At 60.2% G+C, this 19,376-nt stretch carries 16 protein-coding genes; 9 read left to right on the top strand and 7 right to left on the bottom strand.

What is annotated here, in order from left to right:
• Positions 1–7: 7 nt before the first annotated feature.
• Positions 8–1,516 carry a dGTPase gene (dgt, locus tag DDT56_RS19760; RefSeq protein WP_136168113.1) on the bottom strand — a complete coding sequence of 503 codons (1,509 nt, stop codon included), beginning with the start codon at positions 1,514–1,516 and terminating at the stop codon, positions 8–10.
• Between the two features lie 113 nt (positions 1,517–1,629).
• Here dgt and mtnN point away from each other — a divergent pair, with 113 nt between their 5' ends.
• Both mtnN and btuF read left to right on the top strand, forming a co-directional pair.
• Positions 1,630–2,331 carry a 5'-methylthioadenosine/S-adenosylhomocysteine nucleosidase gene (mtnN, locus tag DDT56_RS19755; protein ID WP_136168112.1) on the top strand — a complete coding sequence of 234 codons (702 nt, stop codon included), beginning with the start codon at positions 1,630–1,632 and terminating at the stop codon, positions 2,329–2,331.
• A gap of 2 nt (positions 2,332–2,333) precedes the next feature.
• Positions 2,334–3,149 (top strand): vitamin B12 ABC transporter substrate-binding protein BtuF, encoded by an 816-nt coding sequence (gene btuF, locus DDT56_RS19750; protein ID WP_136168111.1) that lies wholly within the window; start codon positions 2,334–2,336, stop codon positions 3,147–3,149.
• Between the two features lie 118 nt (positions 3,150–3,267).
• Here the strand turns inward: btuF and erpA are convergent, their stop codons facing one another.
• Positions 3,268–3,612: an iron-sulfur cluster insertion protein ErpA gene (gene erpA / locus DDT56_RS19745; RefSeq protein ID WP_136168110.1), complete on the bottom strand. Its 345-nt coding sequence runs from the start codon at positions 3,610–3,612 to the stop codon at positions 3,268–3,270.
• Between the two features lie 261 nt (positions 3,613–3,873).
• On the opposite strand from erpA, the gene hemL reads away from it, so the two are divergent.
• A complete protein-coding gene (gene hemL / locus DDT56_RS19740; RefSeq protein ID WP_136168109.1) occupies positions 3,874–5,154 on the top strand; it encodes a glutamate-1-semialdehyde 2,1-aminomutase in 1,281 nt (426 codons plus the stop codon).
• Between the two features lie 39 nt (positions 5,155–5,193).
• Here hemL and fhuB read toward each other — a convergent pair whose 3' ends face one another.
• The 5 genes from fhuB to hrpB all read right to left on the bottom strand — a co-directional run bounded on the left by fhuB (position 5,194) and on the right by hrpB (position 14,130).
• Positions 5,194–7,164 carry a Fe(3+)-hydroxamate ABC transporter permease FhuB gene (gene fhuB, locus DDT56_RS19735; RefSeq protein ID WP_136168142.1) on the bottom strand — a complete coding sequence of 657 codons (1,971 nt, stop codon included), beginning with the start codon at positions 7,162–7,164 and terminating at the stop codon, positions 5,194–5,196.
• 7 nt (positions 7,165–7,171) lie between these two features.
• Entirely contained in the window at positions 7,172–8,092 is a 921-nt protein-coding gene (fhuD, locus tag DDT56_RS19730; protein ID WP_136168108.1) for a Fe(3+)-hydroxamate ABC transporter substrate-binding protein FhuD, read from the bottom strand.
• A 2-nt stretch (positions 8,093–8,094) separates the two neighbouring features.
• On the bottom strand, positions 8,095–8,892 hold the full coding sequence (fhuC, locus tag DDT56_RS19725) for a Fe3+-hydroxamate ABC transporter ATP-binding protein FhuC (protein WP_136168107.1): 798 nt from the start codon (positions 8,890–8,892) through the stop codon (positions 8,095–8,097).
• A gap of 216 nt (positions 8,893–9,108) precedes the next feature.
• The gene (gene mrcB, locus DDT56_RS19720) at positions 9,109–11,583 is read right to left on the bottom strand and encodes a bifunctional glycosyl transferase/transpeptidase (RefSeq protein WP_136168106.1); all 2,475 of its coding nucleotides are present in this window, start codon (positions 11,581–11,583) and stop codon (positions 9,109–9,111) included.
• A 102-nt stretch (positions 11,584–11,685) separates the two neighbouring features.
• Complete coding sequence (gene hrpB / locus DDT56_RS19715; protein WP_136168105.1) at positions 11,686–14,130, bottom strand: ATP-dependent helicase HrpB; 2,445 nt, start codon at positions 14,128–14,130, stop codon at positions 11,686–11,688.
• A 75-nt stretch (positions 14,131–14,205) separates the two neighbouring features.
• Here hrpB and thpR point away from each other — a divergent pair, with 75 nt between their 5' ends.
• The 6 genes from thpR (at position 14,206) to folK (ending at position 19,329) form a co-directional block, all read left to right on the top strand.
• Positions 14,206–14,742: an RNA 2',3'-cyclic phosphodiesterase gene (gene thpR, locus DDT56_RS19710; protein ID WP_136168104.1), complete on the top strand. Its 537-nt coding sequence runs from the start codon at positions 14,206–14,208 to the stop codon at positions 14,740–14,742.
• A 7-nt stretch (positions 14,743–14,749) separates the two neighbouring features.
• Positions 14,750–15,472, top strand: coding sequence for a DNA/RNA nuclease SfsA (gene sfsA / locus DDT56_RS19705; protein WP_136168103.1), 723 nt, complete (start codon positions 14,750–14,752; stop codon positions 15,470–15,472).
• 238 nt (positions 15,473–15,710) lie between these two features.
• Entirely contained in the window at positions 15,711–16,166 is a 456-nt protein-coding gene (dksA, locus tag DDT56_RS19700) for an RNA polymerase-binding protein DksA (RefSeq protein ID WP_136168102.1), read from the top strand.
• Positions 16,167–16,318: 152 nt separating this feature from the next.
• Positions 16,319–17,239 (top strand): tRNA glutamyl-Q(34) synthetase GluQRS, encoded by a 921-nt coding sequence (gene gluQRS / locus DDT56_RS19695; RefSeq protein WP_136168101.1) that lies wholly within the window; start codon positions 16,319–16,321, stop codon positions 17,237–17,239.
• Between the two features lie 180 nt (positions 17,240–17,419).
• Complete coding sequence (gene pcnB / locus DDT56_RS19690) at positions 17,420–18,829, top strand: polynucleotide adenylyltransferase PcnB (RefSeq protein WP_210417053.1); 1,410 nt, start codon at positions 17,420–17,422, stop codon at positions 18,827–18,829.
• Entirely contained in the window at positions 18,829–19,329 is a 501-nt protein-coding gene (folK, locus tag DDT56_RS19685) for a 2-amino-4-hydroxy-6-hydroxymethyldihydropteridine diphosphokinase (protein ID WP_136168100.1), read from the top strand. Before pcnB ends, folK begins: the two co-directional genes overlap by 1 nt.
• The last annotated feature ends 47 nt before the right edge of the window (positions 19,330–19,376 follow it).

Genomic DNA, 19,376 nt, shown 5'->3' with positions numbered 1-19,376 from the left:
AAAGTGATTATTCCGCGGCCATCAGCCTGCGGTATTCATCATAGGCATACAGGTCGGTCATGCCGCTAATGTAATCCTGAATTAACCGGGCGCGATAATAATACTCGCTTATCTCCTGCTCGGCGGAAGATAAGCGTTGCAGGTTCTCCACCGCCTCCCGATACGCCAAGCAATGTTTGCTGGATAATTTATGATACAGGCGCGTTTCGATAGGATAGCGTTTATGCGTCCCTTCTTTTACCAGTCGGCTGAAGTCCTGATACGCCATCTCCAGCAGCGGACTATAAATATCCAGCAGCCCGCGGATAACCCGGTAGCCCTGAAGCTCCAGTTGCTCAACCTCGTGATGATTGAATACGTGCTTCAAGGCGACATTTTTAAATATTTTCAATAACCGATTCTGCGCGCTTTCATCTTCCAGCAGCGCCTGATTAAACGCCCCGTTATAGATTGCCGGCAGGTTATCAATAAAACGCTGCGAAGCGTGCGGCACCAGTCTGGCCACGGTATTTACGCGAAGATTCATAAAGAATTGATCGCTGGTGCTGCGCCACGGGTGACGATTCTGGTTTTCGAAAGCGCGGCCGACGGTCTTGCTGAACAGATCTCCCGGCAGCACCTCGCCCCAGCTCTGATGCAAACGGTCGTATAGCTGTTCGACGGTGAGAATATCTTTCTCTACCGCATCTTCCAGATCGGCAACGCAGTATGAAATATCGTCCGCCGCTTCCATAATGTAGGTAAGCGGATGGCGATGAAATTCCCCCATCGATAACGCGTCGCGCAGCGTGGTGACGAACGCCTCCTCGGCCAGGTAGTAGCCGGGTTTTTTCATCAGGTAGTCGTACTGCGCGGGTACGGCCCCGCGCCAGTAGGCGGGCCGGGTGTATTTCAGGATGCAGCCGACCTGCCCGTAGGTCAGATTCAGCTTAAGCAGGGTGTGCACCAGACGAATGGCCTGCGCATTTCCTTCAAAGTAGCTCAGGTCCTGACGGATGCGGCTGCGCAGTTCGTCCAGCCCATCGTCGCGCAGGCGCAGCGCCTCCACGCGGCACCGATCCTGGCGTTCATCGTCCTCGCCCTGATAGGCGACGTCCAGTAACGACCCGAACCAGTTGTTAATCGCCGACTCGCCGAAATGACCAAAGGGGGGATTGCCTATATCATGCATCAGGCAGGCCATTTCCACCATGCTTTCGAACGGGGTTTGCCACTGGGCCAGTCCCAGTTCCTCCAGACGATCATCCCGCCGCAGGCGCTCCAGGATATCTTTGGCGATATAGCGCCCGACCTGCTGAACTTCCATGGAGTGGGTCAGGCGCGAACGCACCGCGGCGTTGCGTTCCAGCGGGAAAACCTGGGTTTTTTGCTGCAGGCGGCGAATGGCGGCCGAATTGATGATGCGTCCGCGATCGCTTTCAAACTGGCGCACAATCGAATAGTCATCCTCCGCGCTAATCGGCTGACTAAGAGGACGCTGAAAGCTCATCTTTTTGGCGAAATCGATACCGGACATAGGATCCTCCATTGAGTGCCGCTGCATAACCGTCTCCATTTAACCCCGTAAGCCATGATAGACTAGCCGACGCTATACTCATGCTATTTATCACAAAATTTGTGGGGAACCCTATGAAAGTCGGCATTATCGGAGCTATGGAACAAGAAGTTACCCTGCTTCGCGATCGGATAGAAAACCGTCAGACCATACAACGCGCCGGCTGCGAAATCTACAGCGGCCGGTTAAACGGCGTCGACGTCGCGTTATTGAAGTCCGGTATCGGTAAAGTCTCCGCGGCGCTGGGAACCACGTTATTGCTGGAACACAGCCGGCCGGACGTGGTGATTAACACCGGCTCGGCCGGCGGGCTGGCCGCGACGCTGAAAGTCGGCGACATTGTGATTTCCGACGAGGTGCGCTATCACGACGCCGACGTCACCGCCTTTGGCTATGAGCCGGGCCAGATGGCGGGCTGCCCGGCGGCGTTTATCGCCGACGAGGGGTTGATTACGCTGGCTCAGGACGCCATCGCCGAACTTCAACTGCATGCGGTGCGCGGCCTGGTGGTCAGCGGCGATGCGTTTATCAACGGCGCGGAACCCCTGGCGCGCATCCGCCGCACCTTTCCTCAGGCGATAGCGGTAGAGATGGAGGCGACGGCCATTGCCCACGTCTGCCATCAGTTCGCCGTGCCTTTCGTTATCGTGCGGGCCATTTCCGACGTCGCCGATCAGGAATCCCACCTCAGCTTTGATGAGTTTCTGACGGTCGCCGCCGAACAATCCACCCGCATGGTGGAAACCATGTTGCAGGCGCTGGCCGAGCGCCGCTAACCATGCACGTCCTCCGTCGCCTGCTCGGGCTTTTGCTGCTTTCGCTGGCCGCCGCGGCCTACGCGACGCCGCAGCGGGTGATAAGTCTGGCGCCGCACGCCACCGAACTGGCGTACGCCGCCGGGATGGGGGCACAGCTGGCGGCGGTCAGCAGTTGGTCCGACTATCCCCCGCAGGCGCGGAAGCTGGAGCAGGTGGCCTCCTGGCAGGGCATTAACCTTGAGCGGATCTTGGCGCTAAAGCCCGATCTTATTCTTGCCTGGCGCGAAGGCAACCCGCAGAGGCCGCTGGAACAGCTGACCAATTTCGGCATTCCCGTGGTTTATCTGGACCCCAAAACCCTTGACGATATTCCCGGCGCATTGATAACCCTGGCGCCGTACAGTGCGCATCCCGAACAGGCGCGGCAGAACGCCGCCGCCCTGCGCAGGCAAATCGCGCAGCTGCGGCAGCGCTACGCCAGCAATAAGCCCCGGCGGGTTTTTATCCAGTTTGGTTCCCAGCCGCTGTTCACCTCGGCGCAAGGCACTTTGCAGAGTCAGGTTGTTTCACTGTGCGGCGCGCGGAATATTTTCAGCGACAGCTCGGCGCCGTGGCCGCAGGTCAGCCGCGAACAGGTGCTGACGCGCAAACCGCAGGTGATTATTATCAGCGCGTCCCCCGCCGCCGTTGCCAATACGCGGCAATTCTGGCAGCCGCAGTTATCCGTGCCGGTTATTGCGGTCAATGAAGATTGGTTTAACCGCAGCGGGCCGCGTTTATTGCTGGCGGCGCAGCAAATTTGCCGGCAGTTGGCCGAATTGAAAAACGGCGATTAGCCGCCGGCCCGTCTGATTGCGGGACCGCGGTTAAGACCGAAAGGCGGCGAGGTAACGCCAGAAGACAAAAACCCGCGCGGTCTGAGCGACGGCGCGGGTTTTATGGTTTTTCAGGCTATCAGATACTGAAAGAGGAACCGCAGCCGCAGGTGGTTTTGGCGTTCGGGTTGGTGACGATAAAACGCGAACCTTCCAGACCTTCGGTATAATCGACCGAGCCGCCCACCAGATACTGCAGGCTCATCGGGTCGACCACCAGGGCCACGCCCTGCTTCTCGATGGTCATATCGCCTTCGTTGATTTGATCGTCAAACGTAAAGCCGTACTGGAAGCCGCTGCAGCCGCCCCCGGTGATATAAACCCGCAGTTTCAGCTCGGGATTTTCTTCATCGGCAATCAGGTTTTTCACCTTGTTCGCCGCCGCATCGGTAAATTGCAGCGGCAGTGCTATATCGTCGCTCATAATATTTTCTACTCCCAACTCAGGGCTTATCAGGTGATACGCCCTAATCATACGCTTATTATCCAGCAGTAGGTTAAAACGTTCAAGATTTGACGTCGATCGACGAATTCATCACGCCATTATGCAACCAGCGCGCCCGTTCTGTCAGTACACTGCGCGGGCATTTTCAAATATGAAATCCGCACAACGATTTCACAACCGCGCCCAGTTCATTAGAATGGCACTATTTTCCACGCTACACGCAAGGTCAGGATCCGCTTAATGAACAAATCAGAAAGTCTGTACGCCGCGGCGCAGCAACTTATTCCGGGCGGGGTGAACTCGCCGGTTCGGGCGTTTAACGGCGTGGGCGGCGTTCCCCTGTTTATCGAACGGGCCGACGGCGCCTATCTTTACGATGCCGACGGCAAATCCTATATCGATTACGTCGGCTCCTGGGGGCCGATGGTGCTGGGACATAACCATCCGGCCATTCGTCAGGCGGTGATTGCCGCCGCCGAGCGCGGGCTGAGCTTTGGCGCCCCGACGGAAATGGAAGTGCGGATGGCGCGCCTGGTAACCTCGCTGGTGCCGACCATGGATATGGTGCGCATGGTCAACTCCGGCACCGAAGCGACCATGAGCGCCATCCGCCTGACGCGGGGATTTACCGGACGCGACAAAATCATCAAATTCGAAGGCTGTTACCACGGACATGCCGACTGCCTGCTGGTGAAAGCCGGTTCCGGCGCGCTGACGCTGGGGCAGCCCAACTCTCCGGGCGTACCGGCGGATTTCGCCCGCCATACCCTGACCTGCACCTATAACGATCTGGCTTCCGTACGCGCCGCCTTTAAACAATATCCGGACGATATCGCCACGGTTATCGTCGAACCCGTGGCCGGCAATATGAACTGCGTGCCGCCGCTGCCGGATTTTCTGCCGGGGCTGCGCGCCCTGTGCGACGAATTCGGCGCGCTGCTGATTATCGACGAAGTGATGACCGGATTTCGCGTCGCCCTGGCCGGCGCGCAGGCCCACTACGGCGTCGTGCCGGATTTGACCTGTTTGGGGAAAATCATCGGAGGCGGCATGCCGGTGGGCGCCTTCGGCGGCCGGCGCGACGTGATGCAGGCGCTGGCTCCCACCGGTCCGGTTTATCAGGCGGGAACCCTGTCCGGCAACCCGATAGCCATGGCGGCGGGTTTCGCCTGCCTGAGCGAAGTCGCCAAACCCGGCGTGCATCAGCAGCTTACCGCACTGACCGAACAGCTGGCGGCGGGTCTGTCCGCGGCGGCGCAGGCGGAGAATATTCCGCTGGTGGTCAATCAGGCCGGCGGGATGTTCGGGCTATTTTTTACCGATGCCGAGCGCGTCACCTGCTATCAGGAGGTGATGACCAGCGACGTAGAGCGCTTTAAGCGCTTCTTCCACCTGATGCTGGAGGAAGGGATCTACCTGGCGCCATCCGCCTTTGAAGCCGGATTTATGTCGCTGGCGCACAGCACGCAGGATATTGAACGCACGATAGAAGCCGCGCATCGTTCTTTTGCACGGCTGTAATCAACGTGGCAGGCCCGGTTGTCCTCACTCCATGGGGCTTTATCGGGCCTGCCGGCGCAGCAGATAAACAAAATACGGCGCGCCGATAAAGGTCGCCAGCAGCCCGGCCGGAATCTGGTTCGGGAACAGCAACATTCTCCCGCACCAGTCGGCCGATACCATCAGCCCCCCGCCAAGCAGCGCGGAAGCGCAGATCTGCGGCATGATACGGCTAAACCCCATCATGCGCGCCAGATGCGGCGCCATCAGCCCCACAAAGCTCATCGGCCCGACGATTAACGTCGCCGTGGCGGTCAATACCGAGGCCAATAACAGCACCAGCAGACGCACCGGGGTAACCGCCACCCCAAGCGAGCGGGCGGTGGCGGCGCCTAACGGCAAAATGCGCAGCCAGCGCTGGCACAGAGGGACTATCAGCAGCAGCAATACGGCGATAACCACGGAACGCACGGCATCCGGCCCTTCCACGTTATAGGTGGACCCGGACAGCCAGGTGAGCACGCTCGCCACGCGCGGATCGCCGCTGGCCAACAGCAACGTAATCACCGTGCCGAACACCATGCTCAGGGCGATACCGGCCAGCAGCATGCGCTGGGTGGAAAATCCGCCGCGCCCGGCAATCATCACCATCGCCAGCAGCGCCGCCGCGGCGCCGGCGCTTCCGGCCGGGATCAGCCACGCAAAGGCGTCGCCCGGTACGAAGAACAGCAGTATGATGACGCCGAATGAGGCGCCGGAGCTGATCCCCAGCACTTCAGGGCTGCCCATCGGGTTGCCGGTCAGTTTCTGTATCAGCGTGCCGGCCACCGCCAGCATGACCCCGGCGGCCAATGCCGCCAGCACGCGCGGCCAGCGCCACGGCAATAGCTGCGTCAGCTGATCGCCGCCGCTCCACTGCCAGCCCTGCGCGTTTTTCCCCAGCGTCAGCGCGATTAACACCACGGCGATCAACAGCGCGCCGCCAGCCAGCATCCACCATCCCCACCGGCGCCGCTCCGTCTCCCGTATTCCGCCCGGTTCCATCATCGAAGGCTGCCCGCCGGTGCGCAAACGCGGCAGCAGCCACAGCAGCAGCGGCGCGCCAATCACCGCCGTCGCCGCGCCGGTCGGCACCTCGCGCCATACGCCGCTCAGCCAGATGACGAGTTGATCGGTCACGCCCAGCAATAAGGCGCCGAGCAACGGGGCCAGCCAGAGTCGATGCAGTAAACGCCTGGCGCCCAGCATTTTAGCCAGCAGCGGGGCAAAAAGGCCGATAAAACCGATAATGCCCGCCGCGTTGACCAACTGCGCGCTGAGGAAAATAGCCAGTCCGAGGGCCCCCAGCCGCGCCAGCGATATGCCCAGCCCCAGATTGCTGGCGACGGCGTCGTCCAGCCCCAGCAGGGTTAACGGACGCAGCAGCAGTAACGCCAGGCAGAAACAAATCAGCAGACGAGGAAAGACAAAGCGCACGTTATTCCAGTCCTGCTGATTCAATACCCCGCTGCTCCACAGAAACATATTCTGTAGCTGGTCGTGGTAAAACAGCGCCAGCAACTGGTTGAGCGCGCCGCAGTAAAAGCTCACCACCAGCCCGGCCAGAATCAGCGTAACCGGCGACAGACGTCTTCCCCAGGCGACGCCGAACACCAGCGCGCCAACCGCCAACGCGCCGATCATCGCCGCTATTTGCTGAATAAACACGCCGCCGGGCAGCGCCGCCAGCGTGGCGGCCGTAATGCCCAGCTGCGCCCCGGTGGCGATCCCCAGCGTCGAGGATTCCGCCAGCGGATTACGCAAAACCTGTTGAAACAGCACCCCGCTCAGCCCCAGCCCGGCGCCCACCAGCAGCGCCAGCGCCATGCGCGGCAGCAGGCTATAGTGAAACAGCAGTTGGCGGATATCCTCGGCGGAGGGCTGCCATACCCCTTGCCACCACTGCGCCGCGGGCAGCTGACGCTGTAAATTGTAAGCGCCCAGCGCCAGCAGCGCCGCCAGCAAAAAACCGATCGGCAAAACGGGCGACATCCGGTTTCTAGTTAACGTCACGCCGCGCCTCCAGAGCCTGTTCCATTAGACGGCAGAAACGCATGGCCGACAGCGTGGCGCCATACAGCCAGGCCGGGGGCACCCGCTGCAGGCGCCGCTGACGCACGAACGACATCGCCTGCCACAGCGGGCTGTCCGCCAGCTGCGCTATGACGGCGTCGTCGCCGTGATCGAAGCAGAGGGCGTTGGCGTTTTCAATCTCGGCCAGACGTTCAATGCCGACAATCGTACTGCCCCAGAAACTGGTTTCGCCCCGCCAGGCGTTTTCTATCCCTACTTCATCCATCACTTCCTGAAACAGGCTGTTTTTGCCGATCACCACCGCGTGACGCAGATCCAGCAGGGTAAACAGCAGCAGCGGGCGACGGGTATAAGGCTGTAAACGCGTTTTTGCCTGCTGCATAAATTCGGAGAACTGCCGTAAATGCCGGTTCGCCGCCCCGGGGATGCCCAGCGCATCCGCCAGCCTCTCCAGCGAGGGCTTGACCAACGTCAGCGGCTTGCCGGTTCCATCGTTAAAGCCGAAACCCATTGCCGGCGCGATGCGGACGAGTTTTTCCGCCGACGGGCCGTAACCTTCGGAATGCAGAATCAGCGAGGGGCGGAGTTCAGCCAGCAGTTCCAGATTCGGTTCGGTGCGAAAACCGACATCAATCACCCCCGGCGGCAGTTCGGGTTCCGCCACCCACAGGCGGTAATTATGGATATCCGCGACGCCCATCGGCGCGATCCCCAGCGCCATCAGCATTTCAACCTGCCGCCACTCCAGCGCCACGATACGCCGGGGATCGGGATAGGCCGCGGCGCGGCCGGCGGCGGAATAGAGAAGCGGGGAAAGCGCCAGCGCGGTCAGCAGGCGGCGGCGCCCGATATCGGCGCAGCGGCCGGACGATAATGGATAAGACATAGTCAGCAAACGAAACTTACCGGCGCGCCACCGCCGGGATGAGGCAATATTCCCATGGGAATACCATAAATATTTTCCAGCACCGGACCTTGCATCAGCGCCAGAGGTTCGCCTTGCGCAATCATTTCGCCGCCGCGCAGCGCCACCAGATAATCGCAATAACGCGCCGCCATATTGATGTCGTGCAACACGGCGATCACCGTCAGCCCCCGTTGCCGGCTCATCCGCTGGATCAACGCCAGCACCTCGACCTGATGCGCGATATCCAGCGCCGACGTCGGCTCGTCCAGCAACAGGCAACGGCTGTCCTGCGCCACGGTCATCGCCAGCCAGGCTCGCTGCCGCTCCCCGCCGGACAGGCTATCCACCAGACGGTTGGCGAAGGATTTCAATCCTACCAGCCTAATCGCCTCGTCGACCTTTTCCCGGTCGGCGCCGCCGAAACGCCCCAGGGCGCCGTGCCACGGATAGCGCCCGATGGCGACCAGTTCGCGCACGGTCATGCCTTCCGCCGCGGGCAGCTGTTGCGGCAGGTAGGCCACGTGACGGGCAAAGGCTTTACTGTCCCAGCGGTCGAGGGAGCGATCGCCCAGCCACACCGAGCCGCCGCTGGCCGGCTGGTGGCGGCCAAGAATTTTCAGCAGGGTGGATTTGCCGGAGCCGTTGTGTCCGATCAGACCGCAGACCTTCCCCACGGGAAAAGTCAGGGTCAGCGGACGCAGCAGCGCGCGGTCCGCAATAGTAAAGCTGACATCGTCCAGCCTGAAGGTGGTATCGGGCAGTGCATGTTGGTTTTGCATAACGTTTTGGGTTTCACCGCCGGCCTGGAATCAAGGCGGCTAATGGTTATCAAACTAAAAGACAATGATAATAATTATTATAAAGATTGCATGATAGGCGTAACGGAATGCGCTCCGCAAGGAATTTACACCACCGGGAATAAATAACGAAAGCGCTGAAACATCACCGACAAGCGGAAAAAAAACCCCCGGCGAACCGGGGGAGAGGAAGAAAAATCATTGACCGAACATTTCCTTGATCCAGTCCGCCACGCCCTCGCCGTTTTGCTGCGCCGGCTGCGGCTGGCTGGCCTGACACAACGCCTGCGGATTATCCGTCCATACCGGTAAAACGCGCCCGGCGCTGCTGCCGTTGCAGACAAAATTGCCGCCGGCATCCACCGTCATGGTGGTTATGCCTTCCGGCGGCGTCAGCGTCAGCGGCAGCGGCGTCTGGTTTTCCAGATAGCGGCGATAAATGGTCAAGGCGCCGTTCGCGCCGGTCAGCTTCGCCGGCCCGTTGTTGTCACGCCCGACCCAGCTTATCGCCACTTCCTTGCCGTCCACCCCGGCGAACCAGCTATCGCGCAGGTCGTTGGTGGTGCCGGTCTTCGCGGCCAGATGATAGTTCGGGAACTTGACCGCCAGCGAACGTGAAGTGCCGCGCGCCACCACCTGCTGCATGCCGTAAAGCGTCAGGTAGGCCGCCTGGGCGGGAACCGCGCGCTCAGCCTGCGGGAAGCTCTGGAACAATACCGTGCCGTCTTCGGCAATCACCGAACGCAGGGACGACAACGGCGCGCGATTGCCGCCGCCGGCGATGGTCTGGTACTCCTGCGCCACTTCCATCGGCGTCAGGCTGATCGCCCCCAGCAGCATCGAAGGCATCGGCGAGATCACGTTTTCAGGAACCCCCAGCCGTTTCAGCGTGGCGGTAACCTGATCCAGTCCCACGGCCATTCCCAGATTCACCGTCGGCACGTTGAGCGAGTTCGTCAGCGCGTCAACCAGCATCACGCGGCCGCGGAACTGGCGATCGTAGTTTTTCGGCTGCCACAGCTGGCCGTTGGGCTGCTTGAGCGACAGCGGTTCATCCGACAGCCAGGTATTCAAGCGATAGGTATCCGGCTGGCTCAGCGCCGTCAGGTAGGTAGGCGGTTTGGCCAGCGACCCGACGGGACGACGCGCCTGCAGGGCGCGGTTAAACCCGGCGTATTGCGTCTGCGCTCCCCCGACCATCGCCCGGATCTCGCCGCTGAAGCGATCGACGATCACCATGGCGGCTTCCAGATCGTTAACGCCGCGCGCGGCCCTTAGCGCCGGAATCCCCTCCTCCACCGCTTTTTCCGCGGCGTCCTGCGAGACCGGATCGAGAGTGGTGAACACCTTCACGCCGGAGAGATCGCTGACTTTATCCCCCAGCCGCTGTTGCAACTCCTGACGCACCAGCTGCATAAACGCCGGTTGAGGACTGATAACGCCCCCTCTCGGCTGCACGCCCAGCGGACGGGCGCTCAGCATGTCGTACAGTTCGGCGTCGATAACCTGCTGGTTCTGCAGCAGGCGCAACACCAGATTACGGCGTTCCAGGGTGATTTTAGGATTACGCCACGGGTTATACAGCGACGCGCCTTTCACCATCCCCACCAGCAGCGCCTGCTGATCGAGACTCAGCTCATTCACCGGACGGCCGAAATAGTAAAGGCTGGCCAGCGGAAAGCCGCGGATCTGATCGCTGCCGCTCTGACCGAGGTACACTTCGTTGAGATACAGCTCCAGAATGCGATCCTTGCTATAGCGATAATCCATGATCAGCGCCATATAGGCTTCGTTGGCTTTACGCCACAGGGAACGCTCATTGGTGAGGAACAGGTTTTTCACCAGCTGTTGCGTCAGCGTGCTGCCGCCCTGCACCGCCCGACCGGCGGTGATATTGGCCAGGAAGGCGCGGCCGATCGAGTACAGGCTGATGCCGTCATGCTCATAGAAATGACGATCTTCCGTGGCGATCAGCGTATCCACCAGCAGATCGGGGAAGCCGGTACGCGGCACAAACAGGCGCTGCTCTCCGTTGGGCGACTGCATCATGGTGATCAGCTTCGGATCGAGACGAAAGAAGCCGAAATTACGCTGGTTATCCAGATTCTGGATCTGCGCCAGACGATCGTTATTGAACGTCAGGCGGGCGCGAATCTGCCCCTCTTTACCATCGGGAAAATCAAACGGGCGCCGCAGTATTTCAATGCTGTTGCCGCGTACGCTGAATTCGCCGGGGCGGGTGATGCGGGTCACCTGGCGATACTGCATCCCTTCCAGCAGGCCGACCATCTCTTTGCGGTTATAGGCCATCCCCGGCTCAAGATTGACCATGCGGCCGTACACCGCGGCCGGGAGTTGCCACACTTTTCCTTCAATGCGGCTGCGGATCTGGCTGTCCAGATAAACGCCATAGATCGCCAGCAATACGGCAATCACCAGAAACAGCTTGACGCAGAGCCCCAGCCAACGCCGTTTATTCCGCGATTTGCGCGTCATCCCGCCCTCGTCATCATAGCCATCGTCGTCATAGTCGTCCTGATAATCGTCGTAATCGTCTTCATAATCATCATCATAGTCGTCATCCCTGCGGCGCCGAACTGCCTGCTTGCGCGCAGGTTTCCGTCCCGACGCTTTTCCTTTGCGTCCGATAGGTTCGCGGTCATCCCGAGACATTACTGTTGCTTCTCCGTCTGGTTATTAACGGCCGCCCGCTGTTCGCTCAAGCCGCCTACTCTGTTTCCACCGCCGTCTGCAAGGAAGCGGAAACGTCTGAAATTAGTGATTCTGATATTTTCGGGTGCGCCGGGTCGGGAGCGCATTCGCCGGATCGTCCGGCCAGACGTGCTTGGGATAGCGACCTTTCATCTCTTTTTGCACCTCCGGGTACGCCCCCTGCCAGAATGCGGCCAGATCGCGCGTAATCTGCAACGGCCGCTGCGCCGGCGATAACAGTTCCAGCACCAGCGCGACGCGTCCTTCCGCCAGCAGCGGGCTTTGCCGCTCGCCAAACATTTCCTGCATCCGCACCGCCAGCACCGGCGGCTTATCCTCATAATAGGCGATGGGCAGCCGGCTGCCGCCCGGCGCGGTGTAATGGGTGGGCAGCGCGCTGTCCAACCGCTGGCGCAGAGGCCAGTCCAGCAAACGCGTTAACGCCTCGCCGAGGTTAATCTGCCGCAGTGCCCGCAGATCCCGCACGCCCGACAGGGACGGCAGCAGCCACCGCTCCAGCGTCGCCAGCAGAGTATCGTCATCCACCGGCGGCCAGTTCACCTCCGGCAGCCACTGGCGGGCGCACCGCAGCCGGGCGCGCAGCTGCAACGCCGCCGCATCCCAATTCAGGCCGGACAGTCCCTGCTCGCGCAGCCAGGCCAGCAAGGCCTGCTGCAGCTCCTCGTCAGAGGGCTTGCTTAACGGCCGCTGCCGCAGCGTCAGACAACCTATCTGATGGCGTTTGCTGGCGCGCAGCGTACCTTTTTCTTCGTCCCACTGCACCAGGTTATGTTCGCCGACCAGCCCGGGCAGCTGTTGTTCCAGGCTCTCGATATCCAGCGGCAGCGCCAGCAGGATGCGCGCATCCGCATTATGGCCGTTGTGCAATAAAGTGGGAACCAGCAACCACTCCGTGCCGGACAACGCCTCGTCCGGCGACATCATCGCCCCGCTGCCGTTCGCCAGCTGATAGCGGCCGTCCTGAGCGCGCCGCCGGGCGATGCGATCGGCGAAGCCCTGCGCCAGCAGCCAGGCGGCCCATCCCGCATCGATACGGCCCGGCGCCGCCGACAAACGGCGCGTAAGCTGTCGCGAGCGCCGCAGCCAGTGCGGCTGAGGACGATGCAGCCAGTCGAGCAGATTGAGCGAACCGCCGCGCGGCGGCTCTTCCAGCATCGCCGCCAAACAGCCCGCCGTCGCCAGCGCATCGTGGCCCTGCTGCTCCGCGGCCGTCAGCATCGCCGCCAGCCGCGGATCGCACCCCAGCGAGGCCATTTTGCGCCCGGCGGGCGTCAGCCGGTCATGCCGGTCGGCGATCCCCAGTTGACGCAACAGCCGACGCGCCGACTGCAGCGCGGGCGGCGGCGGCGCATCCAGCCAGACCAACTGGTCGGCGGCGCGGCATCCCCATTGCAGCAGATCCAGCCACAGGCTGCCGAGATCGCCGTTAAGTATCTCGGCATCGCTTTGCGCGGCGGCGCGTTCCGCCTGTTCACGGGAACACAGGTGCCAGCAGATGCCGGCGCTCAGCCTGCCGGCGCGTCCGGCGCGCTGTACCATCGATGCCTGGCTGATGCGCTGGGTGATCAATCTGGTTAAACCGCTTTTGACGTCAAAGCGCGCGACCCGTTCCAGTCCGCAATCCACCACCAGCCGGATCCCTTCAATGGTCAGACTGGTTTCGGCGATATTGGTCGACAGCACCACCTTGCGGCGCCCGTTTGGCGCCGGCAGAATCGCTTTCTGCTGCTCCTCCAGGGTCAGCGCGCCGTATAAAGGGCACAGATCCACGTCGTCCGTCACGCTGCCCGCCAGCAAGGCCTGCACCCGTTTGATTTCCGCCACGCCGGGTAAAAACAGCAGCAGCGATCCCTGTTGTTCGGTCAGTAGCCGTCTGACCTGACGGGCCACGCCCTCTTCCAGCCGTTCGTGACTATTTAACGGATAATAGTGGCGTTCCACCGGATAACTGCGCCCTTCAGAGACCACGACGCCGGCCTCGGGAAGCAGCGCCGCCAGTCGGGCGTTATCCAGCGTGGCGGACATAATCAGCAGCTTTAAATCGTCGCGCAGCCCCTGCTGCACATCCAGCAGCAGCGCCAGCGCCAGATCGGCCTGCAGGCTGCGCTCGTGAAACTCATCCAGAATCACCAGCGCCACGCCGTTCAGCTCGGCATCCTGTTGCAGCCGTCGCGTCAACATCCCTTCGGTGACCACTTCCAGGCGGGTTGCGGCGCTGACGCGGCTTTCCGCGCGCATCCGATAGCCCACCGTCTGCCCCGGCTCCTCGCCCAGTTGCTGCGCCAAACGCCAGGCAACGCTCTTCGCCGCCAGCCGCCGCGGCTCCAGCATGATTATCTTGCCGTCCAGATTGCCCTGACGGAGCAGTTGCAACGGCAGCCAGGTCGATTTCCCCGCCCCGGTCGGCGCATGCAATAAAACCTGAGGCGAGGCGTGCAGCGCGCTTATCACTTCATCAAGCACGGCACTGACGGGCGGTAAAATCACAGAAATCTCCATAACGGTTAACTTTCAGCGGCAGGCATTGTAGCATCGGATGGAATCAGAACTTAAGAGATCGACATGCACCCTACCCGCCGCCTGTTTTTTGCCTTATCGCTACCGGAAGATACCCGGCAGGAGATTATCCGCTGGCGCGCCGCACGCTTCGCGCCGGAGGCCGGTCGTCCGGTCGCCGCCGCCAGTCTCCATCTGACGCTGGCCTTTCTTGGTGAAGTCAGCGAACCCAAAGAGCAGGTTCTGCGCGCGCTGGCGGGACGCATCCGCCAGACGGAATTCACGGTGACGCTGAACGACGCGGGCCAATGGATAGGTTCCGGCGTGGTGTGGATGGGGTGCCGGCAGGCGCCGCGCGGGTTATTGCAGCTGGCTGATTTATTGCGCTCGCAGGCGGCCCGTAACGGCTGCTACCAGAGCGCGCAGCCTTTTCACCCCCATATCACCCTGCTGCGCGGCACCACCAAAGCCGTTGCCCTGCCGCCCGCAGATTTCAGCTGGTCGCTACCCGTGCGCCATTTTTCACTCTATCAATCACTGTTTGAAAATGGCAAAACCCGCTATCAGACGCTGGCAAGCTGGCCGCTGACCCAACAAAAATAGGATACGGATGCAATACTCGCCCCGCTTACGGCCGGCCCGATTAATTAAACGCTACAAACGTTTTCTTGCCGATGTGGTGACCCCGGAGGGAGAATTACTCACTCTTCATTGCGCCAATACCGGCGCCATGACGGGTTGCGCCACCCCCGGCGATACCGTCTGGTACTCCACCTCCGATAACCCCAAACGCAAATACCCGCACAGCTGGGAACTGACCGAGACGCAGCAGAACGACTGGATTTGCGTAAACACGCTGCGCGCCAATACGTTATTGCACGAGGCCCTGCTGGAAGATCGGGTAGAGGCGTTGGCGGGTTATACCTCTTGCAAAAGCGAAGTGAAGTACGGCGCGGAAAACAGCCGTATCGATCTGCTATTACAGGCGCCGGACAGGATTAACTGCTATATTGAGGTGAAATCCGTCACATTGTTGCAACATGGATGTGGTTATTTTCCCGATGCGGTAACCCTCAGGGGGCAAAAGCACCTGCGCGAACTGCAACAGGTGGTCGCCAACGGCGAGCGGGCGGTGCTGTTTTTCGCCGTACTTCACTCGGGGATCAAACAGATCTCTCCCGCCCGGCATATCGACCCGCGTTACGCCGAATTATTGATGGCCGCACAACGGCAGGGGGTTGAAATTCTATGTTATGGCTCCATATTAACCCCTGACAGCATCAAGCTTACGCATCAATTGCCGTTATTTATGACGGGTATAAATGGTAAATAAAGTGCCCAGGCACAACACGCTAACACCTTGTTTATCATCCGATGATAATACGCGGTTCCTCACACTTTATCAGGCCGGTGTCAGGAACCATTGCCAACCCAATCTTCATCTGCTATTTATAGCGGCCTGTTTTTCCCCCTTAGGGGATCGATATACCCAAGGTAATTGGCGTTGCAGCCAGACTGCGACTTCAAATAAGAAGGGTATAGTGCGTGTCGTGTTATGTAGGAGAAGCAACATGCAAGAAGGGCAAAACCGTAAGACATCTTCTCTGAGCATTCTCGCAATTGCCGGAGTAGAGCCGTACCAGGAGAAGCCGGGCGAAGAGTATATGAACGACGCCCAGCTGGCTCATTTCAAGCGTATTCTTGAAGCATGGCGCAACCAACTCAGGGATGAAGTGGATCGTACTGTATCGCATATGCGAGATGAAGCAGCCAATTTTCCCGATCCGGTGGATCGTGCAGCTCAGGAAGAAGAGTTCAGCCTCGAACTGCGCAACCGCGATCGCGAACGGAAGCTGATCAAGAAGATCGCCAAAACGTTGCAAAAAATCGAAGATGAAGACTTCGGTTATTGCGAATCCTGCGGCGTGGAAATTGGCATCCGTCGTTTGGAAGCCCGTCCGACGGCTGATTTGTGTATTGACTGCAAAACGCTGGCAGAAATACGCGAAAAGCAGATGGCAGGATAATCGTTCATCCTAAAACCTGGCCCCGCGGGTACGATGTTCGCCCCCTGGGCCAGGTTTCGCGGGAACCCGTCTGAGCGCTCGAAACGGAGCGTTCGCTGCTGTTTTATCCTTGCAGTCTGCAAGATAAAAGGTATGACGGCGTTATTATTTTTATGTCCCAAATAGATCACTACATCGGTCGTTTTGCCCCTTCTCCGTCCGGCGACCTGCATTTTGGTTCATTGATTGCCGCTCTCGGCAGTTATCTTCAGGCTCGCGCTCAGCACGGGCGCTGGCTGGTTCGTATTGAAGATCTCGATCCTCCCCGTGAAATCCCCGGCGCGGCCGCCCGCATTCTCTCCCAGTTAGAACATTACGGCCTGTATTGGGACGGCGAAGTCGTCTATCAGTCGCAGCGCCACGCGCTTTATCAAGAGGCGCTCCACTGGCTGGCGCAACGGGGATTAAGCTACCACTGCACCTGTACCCGCAGCCGGATCCAGCAGTCAGGCGGACATTATGACGGCCGCTGCCGGGAGCGCGGCTTACCCGCGGAAAATGCCGCGATACGCCTGCGACAAACCGCACCGGTATGCCACTTTTACGACGGGCTGCGCGGAGACGTTTTCGCCGATCCGGCATTCGCGGGCGAAGACTTTATTATTCATCGTCGCGACGGGCTGTTCGCCTATAATCTGGCCGTGGTGGTCGACGACCACGCGCAGGGCGTCACGGAGATCGTCCGCGGGGCCGATCTGATAGCGCCTACCGTGCGGCAGATCTCGCTATACCGCCAACTGGGTTATCACCAGCCTTCCTATATCCATCTGCCGCTGGTACTGAATGCCAACGGGGACAAACTCTCCAAACAAAACCATGCCCCGGCGCTGCCAAACGGCGACCCGCGCCCGGTATTGATAGCCGCCTTGCGGTTTCTGCATCAGCAAGTGCCGGAAAGCTGGCAAGATCTGACGCTCCCGGCGCTGCTTGCGTGGTCCGTCGCCCATTGGACGCTCTCCCGCATCCCGCTGCAAACGGCAAAAACCGGCCTGAATTCACATCAGCATTCTCAAATCGGGCCCGGTGAGCTATGATTAGCCGCTATTTTTTTATGGCCGTCGCTGGGAGCGACGTTAAAAATTTCTCCCGGAAATTTTTTATGGCGGGGCTATCCCTGCCCGCCCCCTTACGGGCCGTCGCTGGGAGCGACGTTAAAAATTTCTCCCGGAAATTTTTTGTTGGGCCTTTATTTATCATCACTATCGAGGTGTATTATCTTTACCCGAGTCGCTAATTTTTGCCGTAAGGTACTGAATCGTGAGAACGAAGTGGTCAAACCCGAGGAGCCGCGTCGGCATCTGACGGTTATCCCGCGCGACCAGCATAATATTTCACGCAGAGAGATCAGCGAGAATGCGCTGAAAGTACTTTATCGCCTGAACAAAGCGGGCTATGAGGCTTATCTGGTCGGCGGCGGCGTACGCGACCTGCTGCTGGGCAAAAGGCCCAAGGATTTTGATATCACCACCAGCGCCACGCCGGAGCAGGTGCGCAAGCTCTTCCGCAACTGCCGTCTGGTGGGGCGCCGTTTCCGGCTGGCCCACGTTATGTTCGGGCCGGAAGTGATCGAGGTCGCCACGTTCCGCGGTCACCATGAGCAGCATCAGGAACAGCAGGAAATCAAGAACTCCGCCCAGCAGGCCCAGAGCGGCATGCTGCTGCGCGACAATATTTTCGGCTCCATTGAAGAAGACGCCCAGCGGCGCGATTTCTCCATCAATAGCCTGTATTACAGCATCGCCGATTTCACCGTACGGGACTATACCGACGGCCTGAACGATCTGCGCCAGGGCGTTATTCGCATGATCGGCGATCCGGAAACCCGTTACCGTGAAGACCCGGTACGGATGCTGCGCGCCGTGCGCTTCGCCGCCAAGCTGGATATGACCATCAGCCCTGAAACCGCCGAACCGATTCCCCGCCTGGCCGCCCTGCTGCATGATATCCCGGCGGCCCGGATGTTTGAGGAATCGCTGAAGCTGCTGCAGACCGGTTACGGCTACGCGACCTATAAAATGCTGTGCGAATATCAGTTATTCCAGCCGCTTTTCCCGTTAATCAGCAATCACTTTACCGAAACCGGCGACAGTACGCTGGAGCGGATGGTGGCGCAGGTACTGCAAAACACCGATCGGCGTCTGCAAAATGATATGCGGGTTAATCCGGCGTTTCTGTTCTCCGCCATGTTGTGGTATCCGCTGATTGAGCACGCGCAAAAGCTGACGCAGGAAAGCGGCCTGGCCTATTTCGATGCCTTCGCACTGGCGATGAATGACATCCTGGACGAGCAATGCCGCTCGCTGGCGATCCCCAAACGTATTACTTCGTTAGTGCGCGACATCTGGCTGCTGCAGTTGCGCCTGTCGCGCCGTCAGGGCAAACGCGCCTATAAATTGATGGAACATCCCAAATTCCGCGCCGCCTACGACCTGCTTTGCCTGCGCGCCGAGATCGAAAACCATCAGGAGTTATTACGCCTGGCCCAGTGGTGGGGAGAGTTTCAGGTGGCGCCGCCGCCGCGTCAGCAGGCAATGCTGGGCTCGCTGGACGACGGCCCGACGCCGCACCGCCGCTCCCGCCCGCGGCGTCCGCGCAAACCGGCCGCCGCGCGGGAAAAAGCTTGATGACGCGCGTCTATCTGGCCCTGGGCAGTAATCTGGCGCAGCCGCTGCAACAGATTCACGCGGCCCTGAGCGAGCTGGATAACCTGCCGCAGACCCGGCTGGCGCGCTGTTCCTCTTTCTACCGCAGCCGTCCGTTAGGCCCGCAGGATCAACCCGACTATCTGAACGCCGTGGCGGAACTGACGACCGATCTGAGCGCCGAGCGACTGCTGGATCATACCCAGGCTATCGAACGGGAACAGGGGCGGGTACGCAAAGCGCAGCGTTGGGGGCCGCGCACGCTGGATGTGGATATTCTGCTGTTCGGCGACGAGGTTATCGCCACGCCGCGGCTGACCGTTCCCCACTACGATATGAAAAACCGCGAATTTATGTTGTATCCGCTGGCCGAGATCGCCCCGGAACTGATTTTCCCTGACGGCGAGCCCCTCTCTAATCGCCTGCTTAGCGTGAATCGCAATGGATTGATTCTCTGGGATGAAACGCCCGATTCCCGATAGCGCATGTGTCAAAGTGAAGGCGCGATCGCTATCACTCCCTGACGGCA

The sequence above is a fragment of the Brenneria corticis genome (genome assembly GCF_003115855.1).
In the GTDB taxonomy this organism is placed as follows: domain Bacteria; phylum Pseudomonadota; class Gammaproteobacteria; order Enterobacterales; family Enterobacteriaceae; genus Brenneria; species Brenneria corticis.
This window is presented reverse-complemented; position numbering and strand designations above follow the sequence as displayed.